Below are 17,277 nucleotides of genomic sequence, written 5' to 3' on the forward strand. Positions count from 1 at the left end.
ATTAAGCATATTGTTACATAATAGGATAGATTGGATCGACCGACAAGGGGAACAGAGGGGGAAATGAAAACAACTTTTGTACATGTGGAGTTTTGGGAAATGTTGTGATAAACTGTAGGCAACAAGGATAAAATAAAAAAAGAGTAAGGATGCGTCAACATCCTCACTCTTTTACAACAGCCGCTTTCAAGGGCGGTGGCTGTGGACAGGTAATCGAAATAGGCTGCTACCTTACCGAGGGCGGCCTATTTCTTTTTGTTTTGATTATTCAATGCAATGACGATGGTTACAATCAGTCCAATCAAGGTTACTGTAAACCCCGCAAAACTGATCATCAACGTCAGTACATCTTTTATCTCCACAGGCATCACCTCCTTACTCAGGAGACTAGCCGACCGCCCATTCAAGCCATTCTGTTGTTGTAACAAATTATACCACATAATCCAAATCGCGGACATCTACTTAAAGCAAGCAGTATCTACAGACTCAAATTAACGATTATCAATCGTCTCCGGGTTCATATCGTGGTTCATCATGCGGTGTTCGGCCATTTGCTCGTATTTCGTTCCCGGTTTGCCGTAGTTGGTATACGGATCGATAGAGATGCCGCCGCGCGGGGTGAATTTGCCCCAGACTTCAATGAAGCGTGGGTCCATCAGCTTGATCAGGTCGTTCATGATGATGTTCACACAGTCCTCGTGGAAATCACCGTGGTTGCGGAAGCTGAACAGGTATAGTTTGAGCGATTTGCTCTCAACCATTTTGATATCCGGAATATAGCTGATGTAGATCGTTGCAAAGTCCGGTTGACCCGTAATCGGGCACAGACTAGTGAACTCCGGGCAGTTGAATTTTACAAAATAATCACGGTACGGATGCTTGTTATCAAAGCTCTCCAGAATACCCGGATCATACTCAAACGTATATTTTACATTCTGGTTGCCCAGCAATGTTACATCTTGCATCTCGTCAGGTTGTCTCATTCAAATAAACTCCTCGTATTCAATTGAAGCCGTAGGCCTCGTATTTATAATATCTCGTATATATTTAAACCCCGCGTTTATTCCCCCATACCAGCGTATGAAGCTGCGGAAGCACTCGCACGTTGTTCAGATTGTCCGAGGCACTTACCTGATCAATCAGCCACTCGTAACGCTCCAGCAACGAAGCCGCCAGATCCGGCGTATCCGCCGAAGAAACATCCGGGTTCCCCGTTTGTAAAAATAAATCCGTGCCCGGATACCGTGCATGCACGCGGCGGGCATAGTCCAGGTCTGTCTGATCGAAGATCACGATCTTCAGACTATGGCTTCGATCCGCCGGGCCAGTAGCCAGGCGGCCGATCACATCGTCCAGCACAGCCCAGTCAGTGTCCATGCCTGAGCTGGGTGGCTTGGGCGAGACGGTGACTTCGTCAATGTCCGCCAGCCACGACTGCCAGCGCGAGCCCTGCGTCTCAACCGCGGTGCGGACGCCGTTCTCCCGCAGCAGGGCAACCAGCCCGCCCAGCGAAGCCAGCAGGGCGGGGTTACCGCCGGAGAGGGTCACATGGGAGAAACGCGAGCCGCCCAGGCGGCGCAGTTCATCCCATACCGCCTCCGGCGTCAGCATGCGAATCTGGTCCTTGCCGCTGCCGTCCCAGGTAAAGGCCGAGTCGCACCAGGAGCAGCGATAATCGCAGCCCGCGGTGCGCACAAACATCGTTTTTTGCCCGATCACCATGCCTTCGCCTTGAACCGTCGGACCAAAAACCTCCATAACAGGGATGTGTGCTTCCTTACTCATCGATCATCCACTCCCGTCTTGCTTCAGCATAACTGGTTGGAGTCTCGAAGAGTCGAACGAATTCCGTGCGTGCGCCGTCTGTAAGTCCGGCATAAGGCTCCGTCTGTAGAGCATGCTCCATCTGCTCGAATAGCCAGACCACCATATTTTCAGCCGTCGTATTCATCAGAGGTAATGTTTCATTCAAATATTGATGATCCAGATAACCTTCAATCCGGCTTTTCCAGATGTCCTTGATATGTCCAAAATCAACCGTCAGCCCGGTTTCACCCGGATAACCGCTGATACCAAAAACCACTTTATACGTATGCCCGTGCAGATTTTTGCATTTGCCTTCATAACAGTGCAGATGATGCGCCGCATCAAAAGTAAATTCTTTGCTGACCAGCACACGTTTGCGGTGATATCTCAGCTGCGTGGGCAGAATATCCTGATCAATCCGCTGCAAGCGTTCAACAATGCGAAACGTTCCGGGTTCTCTCATCATGCATCCACTCCAGTTGAAGAGGGAGCTGTAGGAGCAATGGCACGTTCCTCTACATAACGATCGAGTCCCGCTTTGCGTAGTTTGCAAGCGGGGCATTCGCCGCACCCGTCACCGATGACACCGTTATAACAAGTCAGCGTACGTTCACGTACATAATCGAAAGCGCCCAGTTCATCGGCCATTTTCCACGTTGCTGCTTTGTCCAGCCACATCAACGGAGTATGAATAACAAATGGGTAGTCCATCGACAGATTAAGAGTTACATTCATCGACTTCACAAATGAATCCCGGCAATCGGGATACCCGCTAAAGTCAGTCTCGCAGACACCTGTGACCAAGTGGCGAGCGCCTTTTTGTTTTGCCAAAATGGCGGCAAAGCTGAGGAACAGTAAGTTCCTTCCGTCCACAAATGTGCTGGGCAGCTCGCCTTCTTCGTGAATGATTTCTACATCATCTCGTGTGAGTGCATTCGGTGCGAGCTGGTTAAGCAGGCTCATATCCAGTACGGTTTGCTGCACGCCCAGATCTTTGGCAATCGCTGCCGCACATTTAATCTCCAGCTTGTGGCGCTGCCCGTAATCAAACGTAACTACTTCAACTTCGGCAAATTGTTGTTTTGCCCAGAACAGACACGTTGTGCTGTCCTGACCGCCGCTGAATACAACGACCGCTTTTTCTTTGTTCAACATAAAAAAACCTCTCCATCTTCTTGAGATCACTCCAGCATAAGCTAGGAATGTCGGAAGAACAGAGAAGTTCATGAACTGGCATCCATCAAAAAACACACCTTCTTAATAACCGCTTCAAAAAAGCTGCTATAAGCAAGTGTCCTTAGTTTTTTACGCACACCGTGTAATCACGGAAAGCAGTACGCAAGACTGTAGCGACCTTACACAGGTCAAGTCTTGTAGAGGGAGTTCGCGAACCTCTCCCATGCCATCGGCATGGATTTTCTTCTTTAATTGTCCGGGTACAGTATACCATATCATTTACCGGATCGGCACGTTTTTTAAAATCCAAGAATTACTTAATAATCACGTTACCGAAGGGGATGACTTCTTTTAATATACGTTTGAACAAACCTTCATCATTGACGTCCTGCTGCAGTCTGTAGTTTTCGCGTCCGGCTTGAAAGAGCACCGGGCCGTGTCCTGTCATTTTCCAATGATAGTTCATATGCTGACTGGCCAGGTTGTTTCCATATACAGTTAGTTCCAGATGGGCATTTTCAGGGTAAGCAATGACGCTTCCAGCATCTACATAGAGTGGGGCGGTGGGGTGAAGTTCTTGTTGGCATACCTGACCCTGCGTGAGCAAACCAATGGTTCCTTTACCCGAAAATTTCATTTTCACCGCATCCCGGGTAATCAGCATGTTTTTGATCTTCTGAATTTTGGTCTGCATCGTGACACCTTCGGAATAGAAGAACAAGTGGCGAAAATCATAAAGCAAATCACTGTGTTCGGTAAGCTGTACTTCTTTCATGGTGAATCCCGGCGGAAGGGCGGCTACAAATTGGCATGGTCCAGTAATTTCTGATTTAATCAGCTTTTTTTTGCGATACATACCCGAGATATTCATGAATTTATCTTGTCTGCTGTTGCTGGCACCGCGAAAGGCAACAATTTGCTGCGGATGCAGAATATGAAGACGGTCATCCTGAATCAATGAAAATGTGACCACTTGTCCGACTCCGCCAGTTTCAGCATGATTCAGATGTATATGCATGCAGTAGCTCCTGTTCTTTTATAGTCGGCCAGATCGCCGGCGCATTCCCCAGCGCATCACGCGAATCAGAAGGAAGTAACCCAATATGAGAGCAACAATAGTGATCACCATCGTTTGAATTCGCTGTGCGGTGGCTGTTCTGGCATCCTGTTCAGTTTGAAGTTTGCTGACCATTTCGGTCAGTTTCTGGTTCTGAGCCAGAAGCTGATCATTTTGTGCTTTGAATGCTTCGACATTAGCTTGGGCTTGTCCGAGCTGGGCGGAGGTTTGATTTAGTTGCTCCAGCGTTTGCTTGTAACTCTCTTGTAATGCGTTCACTTCTCCGGGTAGTTCCGACACGCGTTCCCAACCATTATAAATATCCGAGAATATATTCGCACTCGCTGCATTTGCAGTAGAACCGAGTATGACTGTATATAGAATACATGTGGAGACAAACACCCGAATGAAATATCCCTGAATGGATTTTGGCATGTATAACACCTCTCTCTTGGATAAGATCGATTCAGAGCCGAATTCGTCGTCATTTGTTGAATCCTTACTCTTTCATTATACGTCAAAAACCCGATATTGGGTTCAAGAGGATTACGTTTTATTACCCGAATGTTTCGCAAAGAATTGCTAAAAACAAATGTTTTATTTTAAAAATCAGCGGGTAATACAAGAATAGCAGTACCCCGGACAGAGCAAACACAGAGGCTTACTTCCGCTCCGGGTATATCCTGTTCACAAATATGCAATATAATGCCTAAAATTAATATATTTCGATTTTAAAAAGATCGTTAATAATGAAGGAGTAGAATAATATGTACGCATCAAACCAGAACGCGTCAACGAAAACAATCATGATTACTTTAAATGGCGAGCCAGTCGGACGCAAACTGATTATTGACAGTGTAACTTATGCACCGGTTGATCAAACGGACAGTGCACAGTACTTGCACAAAATGGAGCATAACCAACCAGCTGTTTAAGTTGGGACTTGTCATAGAGAAGGGTGTAAAAAGCTTGGCTATTAGCCAGGCTTTTTCGTCGTTTATTGTCGCTTCTAGGCGGATCAAGGGGAATAAAACTAATATAATGGAAAAAAGTAACGGGAACATATGTTCCGTGACAATATAGTGTCCATTCACCCTGCTAACTTAGAAGATAATACACATAAATCGGGGGAGAGACTACCAGTGAACTCAGTCTTTGAAGTATCTTATTCGTGGAATAAAGAGGCCATACCGACAGGGGGAGCCGATCCCGTATATATGATGGTAGAGTGGCGTTACGGATCCCCTGCCAAAAGACTTAGGAAAATAGCACCCAAAATTATGTCGAGAGATTTAGAGCTTTTGCTCAAACCGGAATATGGTGTCCAGCTTAAAGGCATCTATGGATGCCGATCCAAAGAAACAGATATTGGCTGGGTACTACGACTTGGTGATGTACTCAAAGGAGAAAGCAAACAGATTCTGCTGGAATTTGCCGTAGGACCGCATCTTTCAGGAAAAGCAGCGATATGTTCTGCCTATTGGAGTACCCGCAAGTTAAAACAGAGTCAGCGTGTGCTTCTTCGTCGGGAACAACTCTATATTCAGTATACAAGTCACCTCGGGATGTTAAGACAGCCTGAAGATCCAAAAGTAGAGAAAACGATTAAATTGAACGAAACCGTACCCTTACTTAAACAGGCTCTGCGTGCTTATGAACGAGGCCGTACCCAGGAAGGCAGCGACTTGTTGCGCCGTCATGCCGATGCACTGCTAATTGAAGCTGCGCGCAAACAGGATCTGGATTATTTAACAGAAGCCGAAATTGTTGAGAAGCTTCGTTATCATTATGGTATTACGTTTACTGCCAATCGCCAAAATGTGAAAGAACAGTGTTAGATCAATGAAAACGTAGTCAAGTAATGACGTACAGAGAGAACCAGTTTACATAAGTTTTGAAGGTGAAGTTAAACAACAAGTCGAATGTATATATCCATACTATATCAGTCAAGGATGGAGCTGTATCATACTATTTGAAACAACATCATGGAGGGCCTGGCCAAATGACAGACCGACTAATCCGATTAATGCGCATTATCACGCTGGTACAAGCCAAGCCAGGCATACTGGCTCGGGAGCTTGCGGAGAGGTGCGAGACAACGGAAAGGACGATATACCGTGACATGGAGGCCCTCAGCGCAATGCATATTCCGATCGCCAATATGGGACATGGAAGAGGGTACATGTTTATCAGCCACTTTGCCATGTATCCACTAAATTGGACTGACGAGGAAGCGCAAGCTTTCATACAGCTTGCAGACGTCATGGAAGATATTCGTCCCCTGCTAAGACCTGCCTTTGAGAGTGCTTATGAAAAAGTGGTCGCTTCAAGCCAGAAAAACAGAAGCGAGCGTGTGGAATGGGCTGAGAAAATCAGAGGAATGTTTAGAGAGGGAACAAAGGTCTGGCAAAACATTGAAGGAGACGAGGCGAGTCATTCTTTCCTTACTTTACTTCAAGCCGGAATCTCACAAAACAGCATTGAAGGAAAATATATGTCTCAAGGAGAAATGGAACACATTCGCTTTGATCCATATTGTCTGATTCCCCGGGAATATCAATTTGATCTGTTAGCTTATTGCCATTTCTCAGAGAGACTGAAAAAATTTCAGGTGAATCGGTTGCATGACTTACGCATTATTCCACGTACTTTCCGCAAAAACGATTATTTGATTCAATCTTATCTGCGTGTTCCCTGGACAACAAGAGGAAGTACGGTAGGAGATGCAATCAAAATCCGATTTTCTTCCTCAGTCGTGGAACGTGTGATGCAAGAACGTTTTTGTGTGCACCCCGTTATGACCATAGAGCCTGAAGGCACTCTATTGTTTGAAACGGTACTCGTGAATGCGGAGGAATTATTTGCATGGTTATCCAAGTACGGACCGGAGGCCGAGATTATCGAACCGGAACATTACCGGTCTCTGATGAAAGAACATTTAGAGCGCTGGCAGCAGGTATACAACCAGAGATAATTTTAATTTTTGCCTTTGAACAAATTGGCAAGATTGCCAAACGGCGATTCCTTTTCCTCATCATCCAGAGCACTGGAGTAAACCACTTTGGAAGCTACGCCTTCATCATCCGCTGCGCAATTTTTTTCCAGTTTGAACTTATCAAACTGGTGCATAAACACTTTAGCCGTATTAATAGCATCATCCAAAGCGCGGTGTTGTGTACCGTCAAATTCAATTCCACAGAGTTCTAGAGCCTGGGCAAGTCCGAGTTGCCGAAACTTTCCTTCTTTGTGCATGGCCCGCGACCATTGTTGTTGTAAATCATTATGATTGGTAATCCAGGCCACATCCAAGTGATGTGTTCGGCAATGGGAGATGAATTTGTTGCGGTCATCTGGTCCCCAGGAGCACATATAATAAGGCTCATTGCCCATCCAATCGATGAATTGACGCAGCGCTGCCGGGAAAAGAGGGGCTGCATCGATGTCTTTCTGTGTGATTCCTGTGAACTGAACCGTGTCGGTAGACAGGACGGATTTGTTAGATGGACGAACATACGTATGAAAGGTGTCCGTGACGGTAAGGCCTGTATCCGGGTTCTCACTCACTTTGACGGCACCGATATCAATAATTTCAGAGGAGTAGCGCGTATTGCGGCTTACTGTGAATTCAAGATCGTATATAATATAGGACATAAGATAAACTCCTTTATGAAGGATGCAAATTTCCATTCAGGGATCGGTACGTTAGATCCGTAAAATGTTAATCTCTATTCTACAGTGAACCTGGGGCCGTGTCAGCCATTGTTATGAATTTCGCCTGAAGGAGATTGGCATAACGGTTTCGAGTGACCTATTCGTTTAATTGTATTTATTGACAAGTTCGTTTAAATGTTCTAATGTGATCAAAAATGAAAAATAGCGTTTACCGAGGACATAATTACGTAAGCCCGCTTCAACAGAGAGGGAATGGATTGCTGTAACATTCCTGTTGCTGCTGCGCAATTCCTCCCTCGTTAGCTGCAAAGGGGAATGTCTGTTTGGTAACAGGCTGCAACCTTCGCCGGAAGGGTCCGTTATGCCCCAAAGGACTGTATGTTAGCGCGCGAGATATGAAACGACTGTATACAGTTAAATAAGGGTGGTACCACGACGCATTCGTCCCTTGACGAATGCGTCTTTTTGCTGTTCAAGATTTCATGTGCGCAGTGCCTACCTATCTAATCATAAAAGGAGTGTATTCAAGATGCGTCAAAGTGAGATGCTTGTTCCAACATTACGTGAAGCACCAGCGGAGGCTGATGCGACGGGACACCGCCTGCTACTGCGCTCGGGTATGATTCGTCAAGTGGCCGCGGGAATATACAGTTATTTACCACTTGGGCGACGTGTGCTTCTGAACGTCGAGCGAATCGTCCGGGAAGAGATGGATCGTGCCGGGTGCCAGGAAGTCTTGTTACCAATTATGCAACCAGCAGAGTTGTGGGAGGAGTCCGGCAGATACACGCAATATGGTCCAGAGTTGATGCGTCTGAAGGACCGGCACATGAGAGAGTTTGCGCTTGGACCGACCCATGAGGAGGTCGTTACGGCATTGGCTCGTGACGAGGTCAACTCTTACCGTAAGTTGCCATTTACCTTGTATCAGATCGGAACCAAGTTCCGGGATGAGCGCCGTCCGCGTTTTGGCTTGTTGCGCGGCCGAGAATTCATTATGAAGGATGCCTATTCTTTTGCATCGGATTGGGAGGAACTGGATCGAACCTATCAAGCCATGAATACAGCATATTGCCGCATTATGGATCGCTGTGGCCTGGAGTTTCTTCGGGTTGAGGCAGATGCAGGAACGATTGGTGGACAAGGGGAGACACATGAGTTCATGGCTTTGGCCGATGTAGGAGAGGATACCATTGTGACGTGTAAACCATGTGGTTATGCAGCGAACCTGGAGAAGGCGGCGTTTCAATCCGCAGAACCTGCGATCCTTACGCATGAAGAAAAGGCTGCTGAGCACACGGGAGTATTACGGATTGAGACACCAGGCGTTCGTACTATCGCTGAATTATGCTCTTTCCTTGGTAAGCAGGCTGAAGAGATGATCAAAACATTGCTTTATCTGGCGGATGGTCAGCTTGTTGCAGCACTAGTCCGTGGAGATCATGAACTGAATGATATTGCCTTGAAACAGGTGCTTGGTGCAGAGGAACTGGAGCTGGCTGACGATGCATCTATCGCCGCGTATTCCAATCTCGCCGTCGGTTATCTTGGACCTGTGGGGCTTGGACTGCGTATGGTGGTGGACGCTGATGTGGCTACCATGAAACAGGCAGTGACCGGAGCGAATAAGGCTGGCATGCATCTATCAGGTGTTCGTCCAGGCGTGGATTTTGCGCTGGAACACGTCGAGAATATTCGCTTTGCCGCCGAAGGAGATTGTTGCGTATCATGTGGCGAACCACTTGTGTTCACCAAAGGCATTGAAGTCGGACATATATTCAAGCTGGGTACCAAGTACAGCGATGCCATGGGAGCTTCTTTCCTGGATCGCAATGGCCGTCAGTGTGCACCTGTAATGGGATGTTACGGTATCGGGGTATCTCGTTTGATGGCAGCTATTGCTGAACAGTACGCGACGGAAGAGGGCATCCAGTGGCCTGTATCTGTAGCGCCTTATGATGTGCATCTTATCCCGGTAAGCTGGAAAGACGAGCAACAACAGAAGCTGGCTCGTGAGTTGGAGCAACATCTAACGGATTGTGGATTCCGTGTGCTCGTGGATGATCGGGATGAGCGGCCCGGTGTAAAATTCAAGGATGCCGAGTTAATCGGGCTGCCTGTACACATTGTTGTAGGCAGAGGAGCAGCCGAAGCACAGGTGGAACTGGGCTCTCATATGCTTGCTGTTTCAGGCGAAACGAAGCGAATCAGTATGACGGCGCAAGAAGCTGTGAATTACGTGACAGAGCAAATTCGCCGAGATTAAGCATGGATGTAGCATAAGTAGCGATGAAAAATACATGTAATATGTGATAGATAACATTTGCCTATATAATAGGACTGAATATTATGTCGATACTTATTTTTAGCTTAATAAGCTAGAGGTTCCTTGGAAAACGGGACTCTAGAAGTAGAAAGAATGTCTAATCACAGAAAATAATCATACCAAGTGACTACAGCTGGAAAATAAAGATCAGGTAAATTGTACTTTTGCTCATAAAGACACGTTAGGCTTGGCTATTCGAAGTGATATGAGTATAAGTATGCAAAACTAGCGTAAGCAAGGTTGTACCCCGTTCGCCCCGTAAATCGCATAAATACGGATTTTACAGGCATAAATGTTCTAGTTCAGGAGGGGGTACACATCAACTTTGAAGCCGAAAGCGGCATGCAAGAGATTTATTTTTGAAATAGAAAACAAAAGGGAGTCCTTAACCAGTGATCTGGCTAAGGACTCCCTTTCGTCGTTTATTCGAAATGGTTGCAGATTAAGAAGCAGCAGGCAACTTTAGTGTTTGACCAGGATAAATCCAGTGTGGGTTTTTGATTTTGTTGAGCTGTTGCAGTGTCTGCCAAGTTGTACCATATTGTTTGGAGATCGAGTAAAGAGACTCGCCTGATTTTACAATATGCAATTTAGCAGGGGCTGGAGCTGGTTTCCCCGGTGCTGGTTTGACCGGTTTTTCCGGCTTCGGTTTTTCTGGTTGAGGTTTGGTTGGTGTTGGTGCTGGAACAGGGGCCGGAGCCTCAGTACCCGGTGCTTCTGGTTCTACAGCGGATTTCTTGCCTTCACTTATGCGGCCGTCGGTTTTAATGTCGACTGCGCCGAGTTTATGCATGTAGTTGATTAACGCCTCATCCAGTGCACCGTACATACCGGTTGTTGGATACTTGGCGAACATTGTGTACTCATCACCGCCGACAGCTGTGAAGTCATTGGTTGCAAGGGTATAGGTCGCGGCTGGATCAAGAGCTTTATCACCAACCATTACGGAATGAACACGGCTACCTTTTGCAGCAGCAGCGTCAATTTTGAATGTAATTCCGGATACTTGCGGGAATCCACCACTTGGTTCCGGGTAGGAACCTACACCGTTCTCCAGGGCTGCGAGTACATCAGAGCCTTTTACATCAAGGGTAACGACTTGGTTGCCAAAGGGAAGAACGGTAATGACATCACCTTTAGTTACGATGCCCTTTTCAATAGAAGAACGAATACCTCCGCCGTTAGTCAATGCGATGTCGGCTTTGCTGACATCACGGATTGCATCAGCCAGCAAGTCTCCCAGATTGGTCTCGCCAGCACGTACTTGTTCACGTTTGCCGTCAAGGAGAACAGCAGTATTTGCTACTTCTTCCTTCAGGATCGGTTCTTGTTCTTTCTGGATGGAACTTACGAGTGCTGCAACGTTCTCGTTTGGCTTAATATCTTTGGCCCCAGTTTCATCAATTAATGTTGCTGTTTTCTTTGAGACTTTGCCGCCGTCGACCCATAGGTCAATGACACCTACATAATTGGTGTATTCACCTGCACTTGCAATTAAAGTTCCATGATCAGATACAAGTCCGTTTTTTAATACGGTATGGCTATGTCCATCGATGAACACATCAATGCCGGGAACCTCTTTAACGACTTTGAAGCTTGTATCCGTACTGGAAACATCTTGTCCAAGGTGTCCGAGAACAACGACAACATCGACTTTGCTACGAATTTCATTCACGAGAACTTTAGCTTCTGCAGAAGGATCTGTAATTTGCAAACCTTCTACGTTCTTCGGGTTCGTTTTGTACATGGTTTCTGGCGTAGTCAAGGCGATAATCCCGATCTTCACACCATCAACTTCTTTGATAAGGTACGGTTCGAAGATACGAGTTCCGTCTTTTTTCTTTACGTTTGCACTGAGCATAGGGAATTTCATCATCTTCGCCAGCTCCATGAGACGTTCCGAGCCATAGTTGAACTCATGGTTACCAGGTACCATCGCCTGATAGCCTATTTCGTTCATGACCTGCACAATGCTCTCGCCTCGGACAAGAGTAGCAAATGTGGTACCGTGTACCGCATCGCCTGCATCCAGCAAGAGGGTGTTAGGATTTTCGCTACGATATTTGTCAACGATGCCTGCGACTTTTGCAAAACCCATAGCAGGTGATTGTTCAACTGCCCGAGCATGCATGTCATTGGTATGTAGGATAGTGATGTGCTTACCTGTGCCTGGAGCAGAATCCGTTGCTGCTGCCGCAATGCCTACGCTGCCGAACAGTAAACAAACCGTTAGCAGAAGTGAAACAACGTTTTTCCAGTTTTTCATGAATCCGAAACCTCCCAAAATAGTAATCTATTAGAGCGTTTGTACAGCTCATATAGTATTTTAACAAACTATGTTGAGGAAATCTCGTGATTTGCGTAAAAATAAGTAACCTGAAAGTAACATCTGATTTTGTCTGAAAAATCGGGTTTAATACTTCGTAAAAGAACGTATGTTCTTAATTACTCTAAAAAAAATGCTGCGCTTCACGCGGCAGTCCGGTACGCAGGCAAAATTTCTCAAGAGATTCATCCGGTTCCGGTGTGATTCCGGCCGTCAATAGTTGAATGGCGAAAAGATTGGCCTGTCTCTCCAGTTTGCCTGGAGCGAAGTAGGAATGCTCCTCAAGGAAGAAACGGTTAATCCCTTTGTGCAGTCTGTCGTGTCCCAGTTCATGTGCACATACAAAGCGCTGCCATTCAGGGGGCAAGTCATTGTGGATCACAATAAATCTGCGACGAAGTTTACGGAAATACAGCCCTTTCGTAGACTTGCCCAGATTCGTAAAACGAATCTGTATTCCTACAGCACGGGCAATGCTGAAAGGACAGTTGGTTCGGTGTTTGCGAATCAGCTTGGTTACGATGTCATCCATATGATCTCACCTGCAGTTTCAATAAGTTTGAACTCGTGTCCTATTCTCATGGGCGTTGATCCGATTCGCCTGGCTTTTTCCGTTTATTCATCTGTTTGGCTTCCCAGAACAAACCAGTCAGCACGTCTTTGATCCGTTTCTTGTCCTCTTCATCCAATGGAATACCGTCGAACATCAGATCGTCGTCATCCTCCAGCATTTTTTTAAAGTCCCGGCGATCCTTGTACGTCGCCCATTCCGGTACTTCCTGATGGTTCACCTCAAGGCCTGTTTCAATATAACCTGCCTTTTTCATCATGTCTGAGTAAGGTACGCCGAGTGCGTCGGCAATTTTTCGGATCGTTGCTGGTTTAGGAACCCCGCGCACGCCATTTTCAATCCGTGAAATCTGTGAATTGCTTATTCCAGCCGCTTCGGCTAGCTGGTTGATGCTGAATCCCTGCTGCTCTCGCAGTTGTTTCATATAAGGACCAAAAGCGTGCTCCACAACTCATGCATCTCCTTCGACTCGTCATAAGTGCTTGTAATTATAAGTTAAGACAACGCTGTTGCACAGGACACTCCGATAACAGAACAACCTCCGATCGCTGTTATCCCCGGATTTCCAATATTCTTCTCTTCAAGGGGAGAAATCCGGTGATAAAGGCGAACGCTCCGCTTCTTCTGGTTCGTTCTGTCCTCTCCGTTATCGTGCAAATGATCGCTCTTCTTAAATAATAAAAAACAAATGACTTACGCGAGTTCAGTAATTATCTGTACTATATCGTATATATACCATTAGGTAAAGAGATATGAAACAATTATGCCAAAAGGTATAGAAAATGAGAGCGAAGGATTTATTTTATCGTCTAAATGACCCAAAATGAAGGTTTACTACATTCTCCAGAAAGTGGTATCCTCTAATAGAAATACGAACAATATACGAACATGATGTAAACAGGGAGTCGTTTCCAAAAGGCAACGGAAGAAAAAACTAAAACGTTACGTTTTGAAGAATCGGAACAATTCTATGGGTGAGACTTTCTTCGCTATAAGATGGGGATGAGCAGAAGTATCCGTATGAGTTGTCAAAATGGAATGAAATATAGAGGGAATTAAAATTAGGAGGAGAATGACTATGGCAACGATGACAAATATGGAATTGATATTACCGGAACTGGATCGTCGGAAAACGCAGGCAGCTGTTGAGGCTGTATTGGAGAAGTATCGGATTTATAAAACGATTGCTTTTGAAGAACGTGAGGTCCAGGTGACTGCAAGTTATACGGAACGTTTTCATGGAGCTACCAATGTCACAGGAGATTCTACTGCAAGAACAGCAATCTTTAATGTGGATGTCCAGCGTGCGCGTCAGGCTTACTGCGATACCATTGATCACATCGTATCTCGGCTCAGTGAGAAAGAACGAGTATTAGTACACGAGCGCTATATGAAGGACGATGATGTCTTTGACTATAAAATATACAACCATGTTTTTGATCCGCCTGTGAGCAAGGATACGTATACCAAGATTCGTACCCGTGCTTTTTACAAATTGGCGCTGGCGTTGTCCGACCGTGGGCTTATTAATATGGAGCCTCTGTCATGCACAAGAAAAGAACGGAAGAAGCTGGGCTGAGTACTAGGAAAAAAGTTGAAGCTTTCATATCCCCGAAGGATTGGTTACAATGGTTTGGACAAATTCAGAGACGGAGCATCTGAGGGGGAGTGCCAATGCCGGAAGAGGCCGGAATGCAGGAAATGGTGACACTGAAAACCATTGCGGAAACGTTAAACACCTCCAATGACCTTAGTCCGATGCTGGATACAGTGGTTGGCAAATTACTTGAGCTAACCGGACTCACGGCGGGATGGCTTTTTCTCATCGACGAACGCGGAGAATATGCCTGTGTATCAGACTATAACCTGCCGCCAGCTTTGATTCGAAACGATAAAGAGCCTATGCGAACGGGAACGTGCTGGTGTATCAACCGTTTCAGGGATGGAAGGTTGCAGCATGCGGTTAATATCATTAATTGCAAACGTCTTGAAGATGCTGTGGAGTTCAAGTGGGGAGACACACAGGATATAACACACCACGCTACAGTCCCACTGCGCTCGGGTGAACGAATGTTGGGACTGCTCAATGTGGCAGCGCCGGGCAAAGAGGTTTTCAGCGATAGTGAACTCGCACTTTTGCAGGCGGTAGCCTACCAGATTGGCAGTGCAATGGAGCGAATGCGATTGTATCGAGCAGAGCAACGGCGGGCAGAACTCTATGCCCGGCTAGGAGATTTCGGTACAGCATTAAGTCTTGCTGTGAACGAGTGTACCGAGGTGAATGCATTGGCTGATACCGTGCTAAGGTTACTTGGCAAGCATTTTGATTGGCCGTTCGCTGCGCTTGTACAACAAACGAATAGCACGTTTCATAACCAGGCAATGTATGCTCATGGTCAGGTGTGGACGAACTCTTCAGAGACCTTTTCCTTGGAAGGGACACGCCTTATGGATCGGATCGTGGATCACTATCGTGCAGCCATCCTATCCGCAGATGAACTTGCTGAAATATTCGGCCAATTCAGGCTTGAATTTCAATGGGGTGAATTTGCTTCAGGGGTTGGTGTACCTCTTCCATATCATGCACCAGAGGAACCGGGAGTGCTGATCATTGGTACTGAATCACGATCCCTGGATCTGATCCGGGCGGACAGGGAAGTGCTTGAGGCTCTGGCAGAGCATATCATTGCTTCACGGGAGAGCCTGAAGCTGGCAGATCATCGGCGCGAACTGGCAAGGCTTGAAGAACGGAATCGGCTTGCTCGGGATTTGCATGATTCGGTGAATCAGATTTTGTTCTCCCTATCGTTGACGGCGAAAGGTGCAGAGAGTATGCTCTCCGGTTCGGAACCGGTGCATCCGGCAGCAGAAGTGATGAGAGATATACGAGCTTTGTCCCAGGAAGCACTCAAGGAGATGCGAGCGTTGATTATGCAACTTCGTCCATCAGGTTTGGAGGCCGGATTGGTAAGCGCGCTACAGGATTACGGTGCAAAACAGGGGCTTCAAGTTATCGCTGACCGTAAGGGAATGCGTTCCATACCGCGTTTTATTGAAGAAGGTTTGTGGCGTATCGGTCAGGAGGCGCTGAACAATATTCGGAAGCATGCAGGGGTATCCTCGGCATGCATACAGCTTGAATTCAATGAACGTGAAGCGAAGCTCACGATCTCGGATCGGGGGAAGGGCGGTGCCAAGCGGCGGAAGCCGTTATCGGAAAATTCACTCGGATTGTCGATTATGAGGGAGCGTGCGCAATCGCTCGGAGGCAAGCTCAATATATGGAGTTCTTCGCGTAAAGGAACAACCGTGACGGCAGTTATACCACTTCCGCTTGAAGCGGAATAGAGTCAGGAGGCAGGCAAAGATGCCGATTACAATTTTACTTGCCGACGATCATGTCATGGTCAGACGGGGACTACATGTTTTTCTGAAAACGCAGGAGGATATGAAGGTTATCGGTGAAGCATCGAACGGGCAAGAAGCCTTGGAGCAAGCGCAGGAGCTGGAGCCGGATGTTATTCTGATGGATCTTCATATGCCTGTCATGGACGGCATTGAAACAGCCAGACGTTTGCGTAATCTGCTACCACACACACGGATTATCGTGCTAACTTCGTTCTCGGATCAGGATCATGTCGTTCCTGCCGTTCGCGCAGGCGTGAAGGGATATTTGCTCAAAGATATCGAGCCTGAGGATTTAGCCGTTGCGATCCGTAACGTGCATTCCGGTCAGGTCGAATTACATCCGGCGGCAGCAAGTCAATTGATGCATGTCATGGCTTCGATGGATATGCTTCCAGATACACCGCAGGAGGAGCGCAACGTTCAAGGGGGAACGTCTTTCCAGGGTGCAAATCAGACTGTACAGCAAGTAATGCAAGCGAGTGAAGCCAGTGAATGGCGTAAACCGAGTCAGTTAACTGAGCCGAGTCATTCAAGTCACACAAGTCCTTCATGGAGTTCAACTAAATCGGACTCTCCGTCCGATGGAGGTCTTCATACGCTCACTCGCCGTGAACGCGAGGTGCTAGGGCTGATCGCTCAAGGGTTAAGCAACAAAGAGATTGCGGTTCGGCTCGTAATTACGGAGAAGACAGTCAAAACACATGTCAGTCATCTACTGGATAAACTGGGGCTTGCAGACCGTACTCAGGCCGCACTTCATGCTGTTCGGAACGGCTGGGAACTGTGATGAGTTGAAGGCTATCATTGGAGTCGCCATATTCAGACAAAATTCAGACTAAAGTCGTATGAACTCAACCGAAAGGTTGAGTTTTTTTGTGCTGAAGTTAAGTCCATTAGCTGACGCTTGCTGCCCCGTATCAAGGTAAAATAAGGAT

18 protein-coding genes are annotated in these 17,277 nt (G+C 46.7%); 7 read left to right on the forward strand and 11 right to left on the reverse strand.

The genetic code is table 11. The annotated features are described in order from the left end of the window. Positions 1 to 245: 245 nt before the first annotated feature. The 7 genes from FS818_RS29085 to FS818_RS16335 form a co-directional block, all read right to left on the reverse strand. Positions 246 to 362, reverse strand: a complete 117-nt coding sequence (locus FS818_RS29085) for a putative holin-like toxin (RefSeq protein WP_221787759.1) — start codon at positions 360 to 362, stop codon at positions 246 to 248. A 129-nt stretch (positions 363 to 491) separates the two neighbouring features. Further along, entirely contained in the window at positions 492 to 983 is a 492-nt protein-coding gene (gene queF / locus FS818_RS16310; protein WP_110897191.1) for a preQ(1) synthase, read from the reverse strand. Positions 984 to 1,047: 64 nt separating this feature from the next. Then, positions 1,048 to 1,785: a 7-carboxy-7-deazaguanine synthase QueE gene (gene queE, locus FS818_RS16315; RefSeq protein WP_145333197.1), complete on the reverse strand. Its 738-nt coding sequence runs from the start codon at positions 1,783 to 1,785 to the stop codon at positions 1,048 to 1,050. Next, entirely contained in the window at positions 1,778 to 2,269 is a 492-nt protein-coding gene (gene queD / locus FS818_RS16320) for a 6-carboxytetrahydropterin synthase QueD (protein WP_090918382.1), read from the reverse strand. The genes queE and queD overlap by 8 nt, the downstream gene beginning before the upstream one ends. Next, positions 2,269 to 2,958 (reverse strand): 7-cyano-7-deazaguanine synthase QueC, encoded by a 690-nt coding sequence (gene queC / locus FS818_RS16325; protein ID WP_145333494.1) that lies wholly within the window; start codon positions 2,956 to 2,958, stop codon positions 2,269 to 2,271. Before queC ends, queD begins: the two co-directional genes overlap by 1 nt. A 337-nt stretch (positions 2,959 to 3,295) precedes the next feature. Then, positions 3,296 to 4,000, reverse strand: coding sequence for an AIM24 family protein (locus FS818_RS16330; RefSeq protein WP_145333198.1), 705 nt, complete (start codon positions 3,998 to 4,000; stop codon positions 3,296 to 3,298). Between the two features lie 18 nt (positions 4,001 to 4,018). Continuing rightward, positions 4,019 to 4,474: a hypothetical protein gene (locus FS818_RS16335; protein WP_145333199.1), complete on the reverse strand. Its 456-nt coding sequence runs from the start codon at positions 4,472 to 4,474 to the stop codon at positions 4,019 to 4,021. Positions 4,475 to 4,806: 332 nt separating this feature from the next. Here FS818_RS16335 and FS818_RS28830 point away from each other — a divergent pair, with 332 nt between their 5' ends. From FS818_RS28830 to FS818_RS16345, 3 genes are all read left to right on the forward strand, one after another. Then, positions 4,807 to 4,974 carry a hypothetical protein gene (locus tag FS818_RS28830; protein ID WP_186375511.1) on the forward strand — a complete coding sequence of 56 codons (168 nt, stop codon included), beginning with the start codon at positions 4,807 to 4,809 and terminating at the stop codon, positions 4,972 to 4,974. Between the two features lie 207 nt (positions 4,975 to 5,181). Then, positions 5,182 to 5,877 (forward strand): hypothetical protein, encoded by a 696-nt coding sequence (locus tag FS818_RS16340; protein WP_145333200.1) that lies wholly within the window; start codon positions 5,182 to 5,184, stop codon positions 5,875 to 5,877. Positions 5,878 to 6,041: 164 nt separating this feature from the next. Then, positions 6,042 to 7,013 carry a helix-turn-helix transcriptional regulator gene (locus FS818_RS16345; RefSeq protein WP_145333201.1) on the forward strand — a complete coding sequence of 324 codons (972 nt, stop codon included), beginning with the start codon at positions 6,042 to 6,044 and terminating at the stop codon, positions 7,011 to 7,013. Positions 7,014 to 7,015: 2 nt separating this feature from the next. Here the strand turns inward: FS818_RS16345 and FS818_RS16350 are convergent, their stop codons facing one another. Then, positions 7,016 to 7,690 (reverse strand): 3'-5' exonuclease, encoded by a 675-nt coding sequence (locus FS818_RS16350; protein WP_145333202.1) that lies wholly within the window; start codon positions 7,688 to 7,690, stop codon positions 7,016 to 7,018. 550 nt (positions 7,691 to 8,240) lie between these two features. Between FS818_RS16350 and FS818_RS16355 the strand changes: the two genes are divergently transcribed. After that, positions 8,241 to 9,977, forward strand: coding sequence for a proline--tRNA ligase (locus FS818_RS16355; protein WP_145333203.1), 1,737 nt, complete (start codon positions 8,241 to 8,243; stop codon positions 9,975 to 9,977). A gap of 502 nt (positions 9,978 to 10,479) precedes the next feature. Here the strand turns inward: FS818_RS16355 and FS818_RS16360 are convergent. The 3 genes from FS818_RS16360 to FS818_RS16370 all read right to left on the reverse strand — a co-directional run bounded on the left by FS818_RS16360 (position 10,480) and on the right by FS818_RS16370 (position 13,358). Next, complete coding sequence (locus FS818_RS16360) at positions 10,480 to 12,303, reverse strand: 5'-nucleotidase C-terminal domain-containing protein (protein WP_145333204.1); 1,824 nt, start codon at positions 12,301 to 12,303, stop codon at positions 10,480 to 10,482. 184 nt (positions 12,304 to 12,487) lie between these two features. Next, on the reverse strand, positions 12,488 to 12,895 hold the full coding sequence (locus FS818_RS16365) for an ImmA/IrrE family metallo-endopeptidase (protein WP_145333205.1): 408 nt from the start codon (positions 12,893 to 12,895) through the stop codon (positions 12,488 to 12,490). Positions 12,896 to 12,941: 46 nt separating this feature from the next. Next, positions 12,942 to 13,358, reverse strand: a complete 417-nt coding sequence (locus FS818_RS16370; protein ID WP_145333206.1) for a helix-turn-helix domain-containing protein — start codon at positions 13,356 to 13,358, stop codon at positions 12,942 to 12,944. A 672-nt stretch (positions 13,359 to 14,030) separates the two neighbouring features. On the opposite strand from FS818_RS16370, the gene FS818_RS16375 reads away from it, so the two are divergent. From FS818_RS16375 to FS818_RS29505, 3 genes are all read left to right on the forward strand, one after another. Further along, positions 14,031 to 14,513: an ArpU family phage packaging/lysis transcriptional regulator gene (locus FS818_RS16375; RefSeq protein WP_145333495.1), complete on the forward strand. Its 483-nt coding sequence runs from the start codon at positions 14,031 to 14,033 to the stop codon at positions 14,511 to 14,513. 95 nt (positions 14,514 to 14,608) lie between these two features. Next, positions 14,609 to 16,282, forward strand: coding sequence for a GAF domain-containing sensor histidine kinase (locus FS818_RS16380; RefSeq protein ID WP_145333207.1), 1,674 nt, complete (start codon positions 14,609 to 14,611; stop codon positions 16,280 to 16,282). A gap of 19 nt (positions 16,283 to 16,301) precedes the next feature. Further along, positions 16,302 to 17,129 (forward strand): response regulator, encoded by an 828-nt coding sequence (locus tag FS818_RS29505; protein WP_145333208.1) that lies wholly within the window; start codon positions 16,302 to 16,304, stop codon positions 17,127 to 17,129. Positions 17,130 to 17,277 lie beyond the last annotated feature (148 nt).

The sequence above is a fragment of the Paenibacillus xylanexedens genome (assembly GCF_007680605.1).
In the GTDB taxonomy this organism is placed as follows: Bacteria; Bacillota; Bacilli; order Paenibacillales; family Paenibacillaceae; genus Paenibacillus; species Paenibacillus xylanexedens_B.

Excerpts from the sequence above, each read along its gene's own strand:
- queF (WP_110897191.1), bottom strand. The coding sequence starts at position 983 with ATGAGACAACCTGACGAGATGCAAGATGTAACATTGCTGGGCAACCAG.
- FS818_RS16370 (WP_145333206.1), bottom strand. The coding sequence starts at position 13,358 with ATGAAACAACTGCGAGAGCAGCAGGGATTCAGCATCAACCAGCTAGCC.
- queD (WP_090918382.1), bottom strand. The coding sequence starts at position 2,269 with ATGAGAGAACCCGGAACGTTTCGCATTGTTGAACGCTTGCAGCGGATT.
- FS818_RS16345 (WP_145333201.1), top strand. The coding sequence starts at position 6,042 with ATGACAGACCGACTAATCCGATTAATGCGCATTATCACGCTGGTACAA.
- FS818_RS28830 (WP_186375511.1), top strand. The coding sequence starts at position 4,807 with ATGTACGCATCAAACCAGAACGCGTCAACGAAAACAATCATGATTACT.
- FS818_RS16365 (WP_145333205.1), bottom strand. The coding sequence starts at position 12,895 with ATGGATGACATCGTAACCAAGCTGATTCGCAAACACCGAACCAACTGT.
- FS818_RS29505 (WP_145333208.1), top strand. The coding sequence starts at position 16,302 with ATGCCGATTACAATTTTACTTGCCGACGATCATGTCATGGTCAGACGG.
- FS818_RS16350 (WP_145333202.1), bottom strand. The coding sequence starts at position 7,690 with ATGTCCTATATTATATACGATCTTGAATTCACAGTAAGCCGCAATACG.
- FS818_RS16360 (WP_145333204.1), bottom strand. The coding sequence starts at position 12,303 with ATGAAAAACTGGAAAAACGTTGTTTCACTTCTGCTAACGGTTTGTTTA.
- FS818_RS16330 (WP_145333198.1), bottom strand. The coding sequence starts at position 4,000 with ATGCATATACATCTGAATCATGCTGAAACTGGCGGAGTCGGACAAGTG.
- FS818_RS16335 (WP_145333199.1), bottom strand. The coding sequence starts at position 4,474 with ATGCCAAAATCCATTCAGGGATATTTCATTCGGGTGTTTGTCTCCACA.
- FS818_RS16380 (WP_145333207.1), top strand. The coding sequence starts at position 14,609 with ATGCCGGAAGAGGCCGGAATGCAGGAAATGGTGACACTGAAAACCATT.
- FS818_RS16375 (WP_145333495.1), top strand. The coding sequence starts at position 14,031 with ATGGAATTGATATTACCGGAACTGGATCGTCGGAAAACGCAGGCAGCT.
- queE (WP_145333197.1), bottom strand. The coding sequence starts at position 1,785 with ATGAGTAAGGAAGCACACATCCCTGTTATGGAGGTTTTTGGTCCGACG.
- FS818_RS16355 (WP_145333203.1), top strand. The coding sequence starts at position 8,241 with ATGCGTCAAAGTGAGATGCTTGTTCCAACATTACGTGAAGCACCAGCG.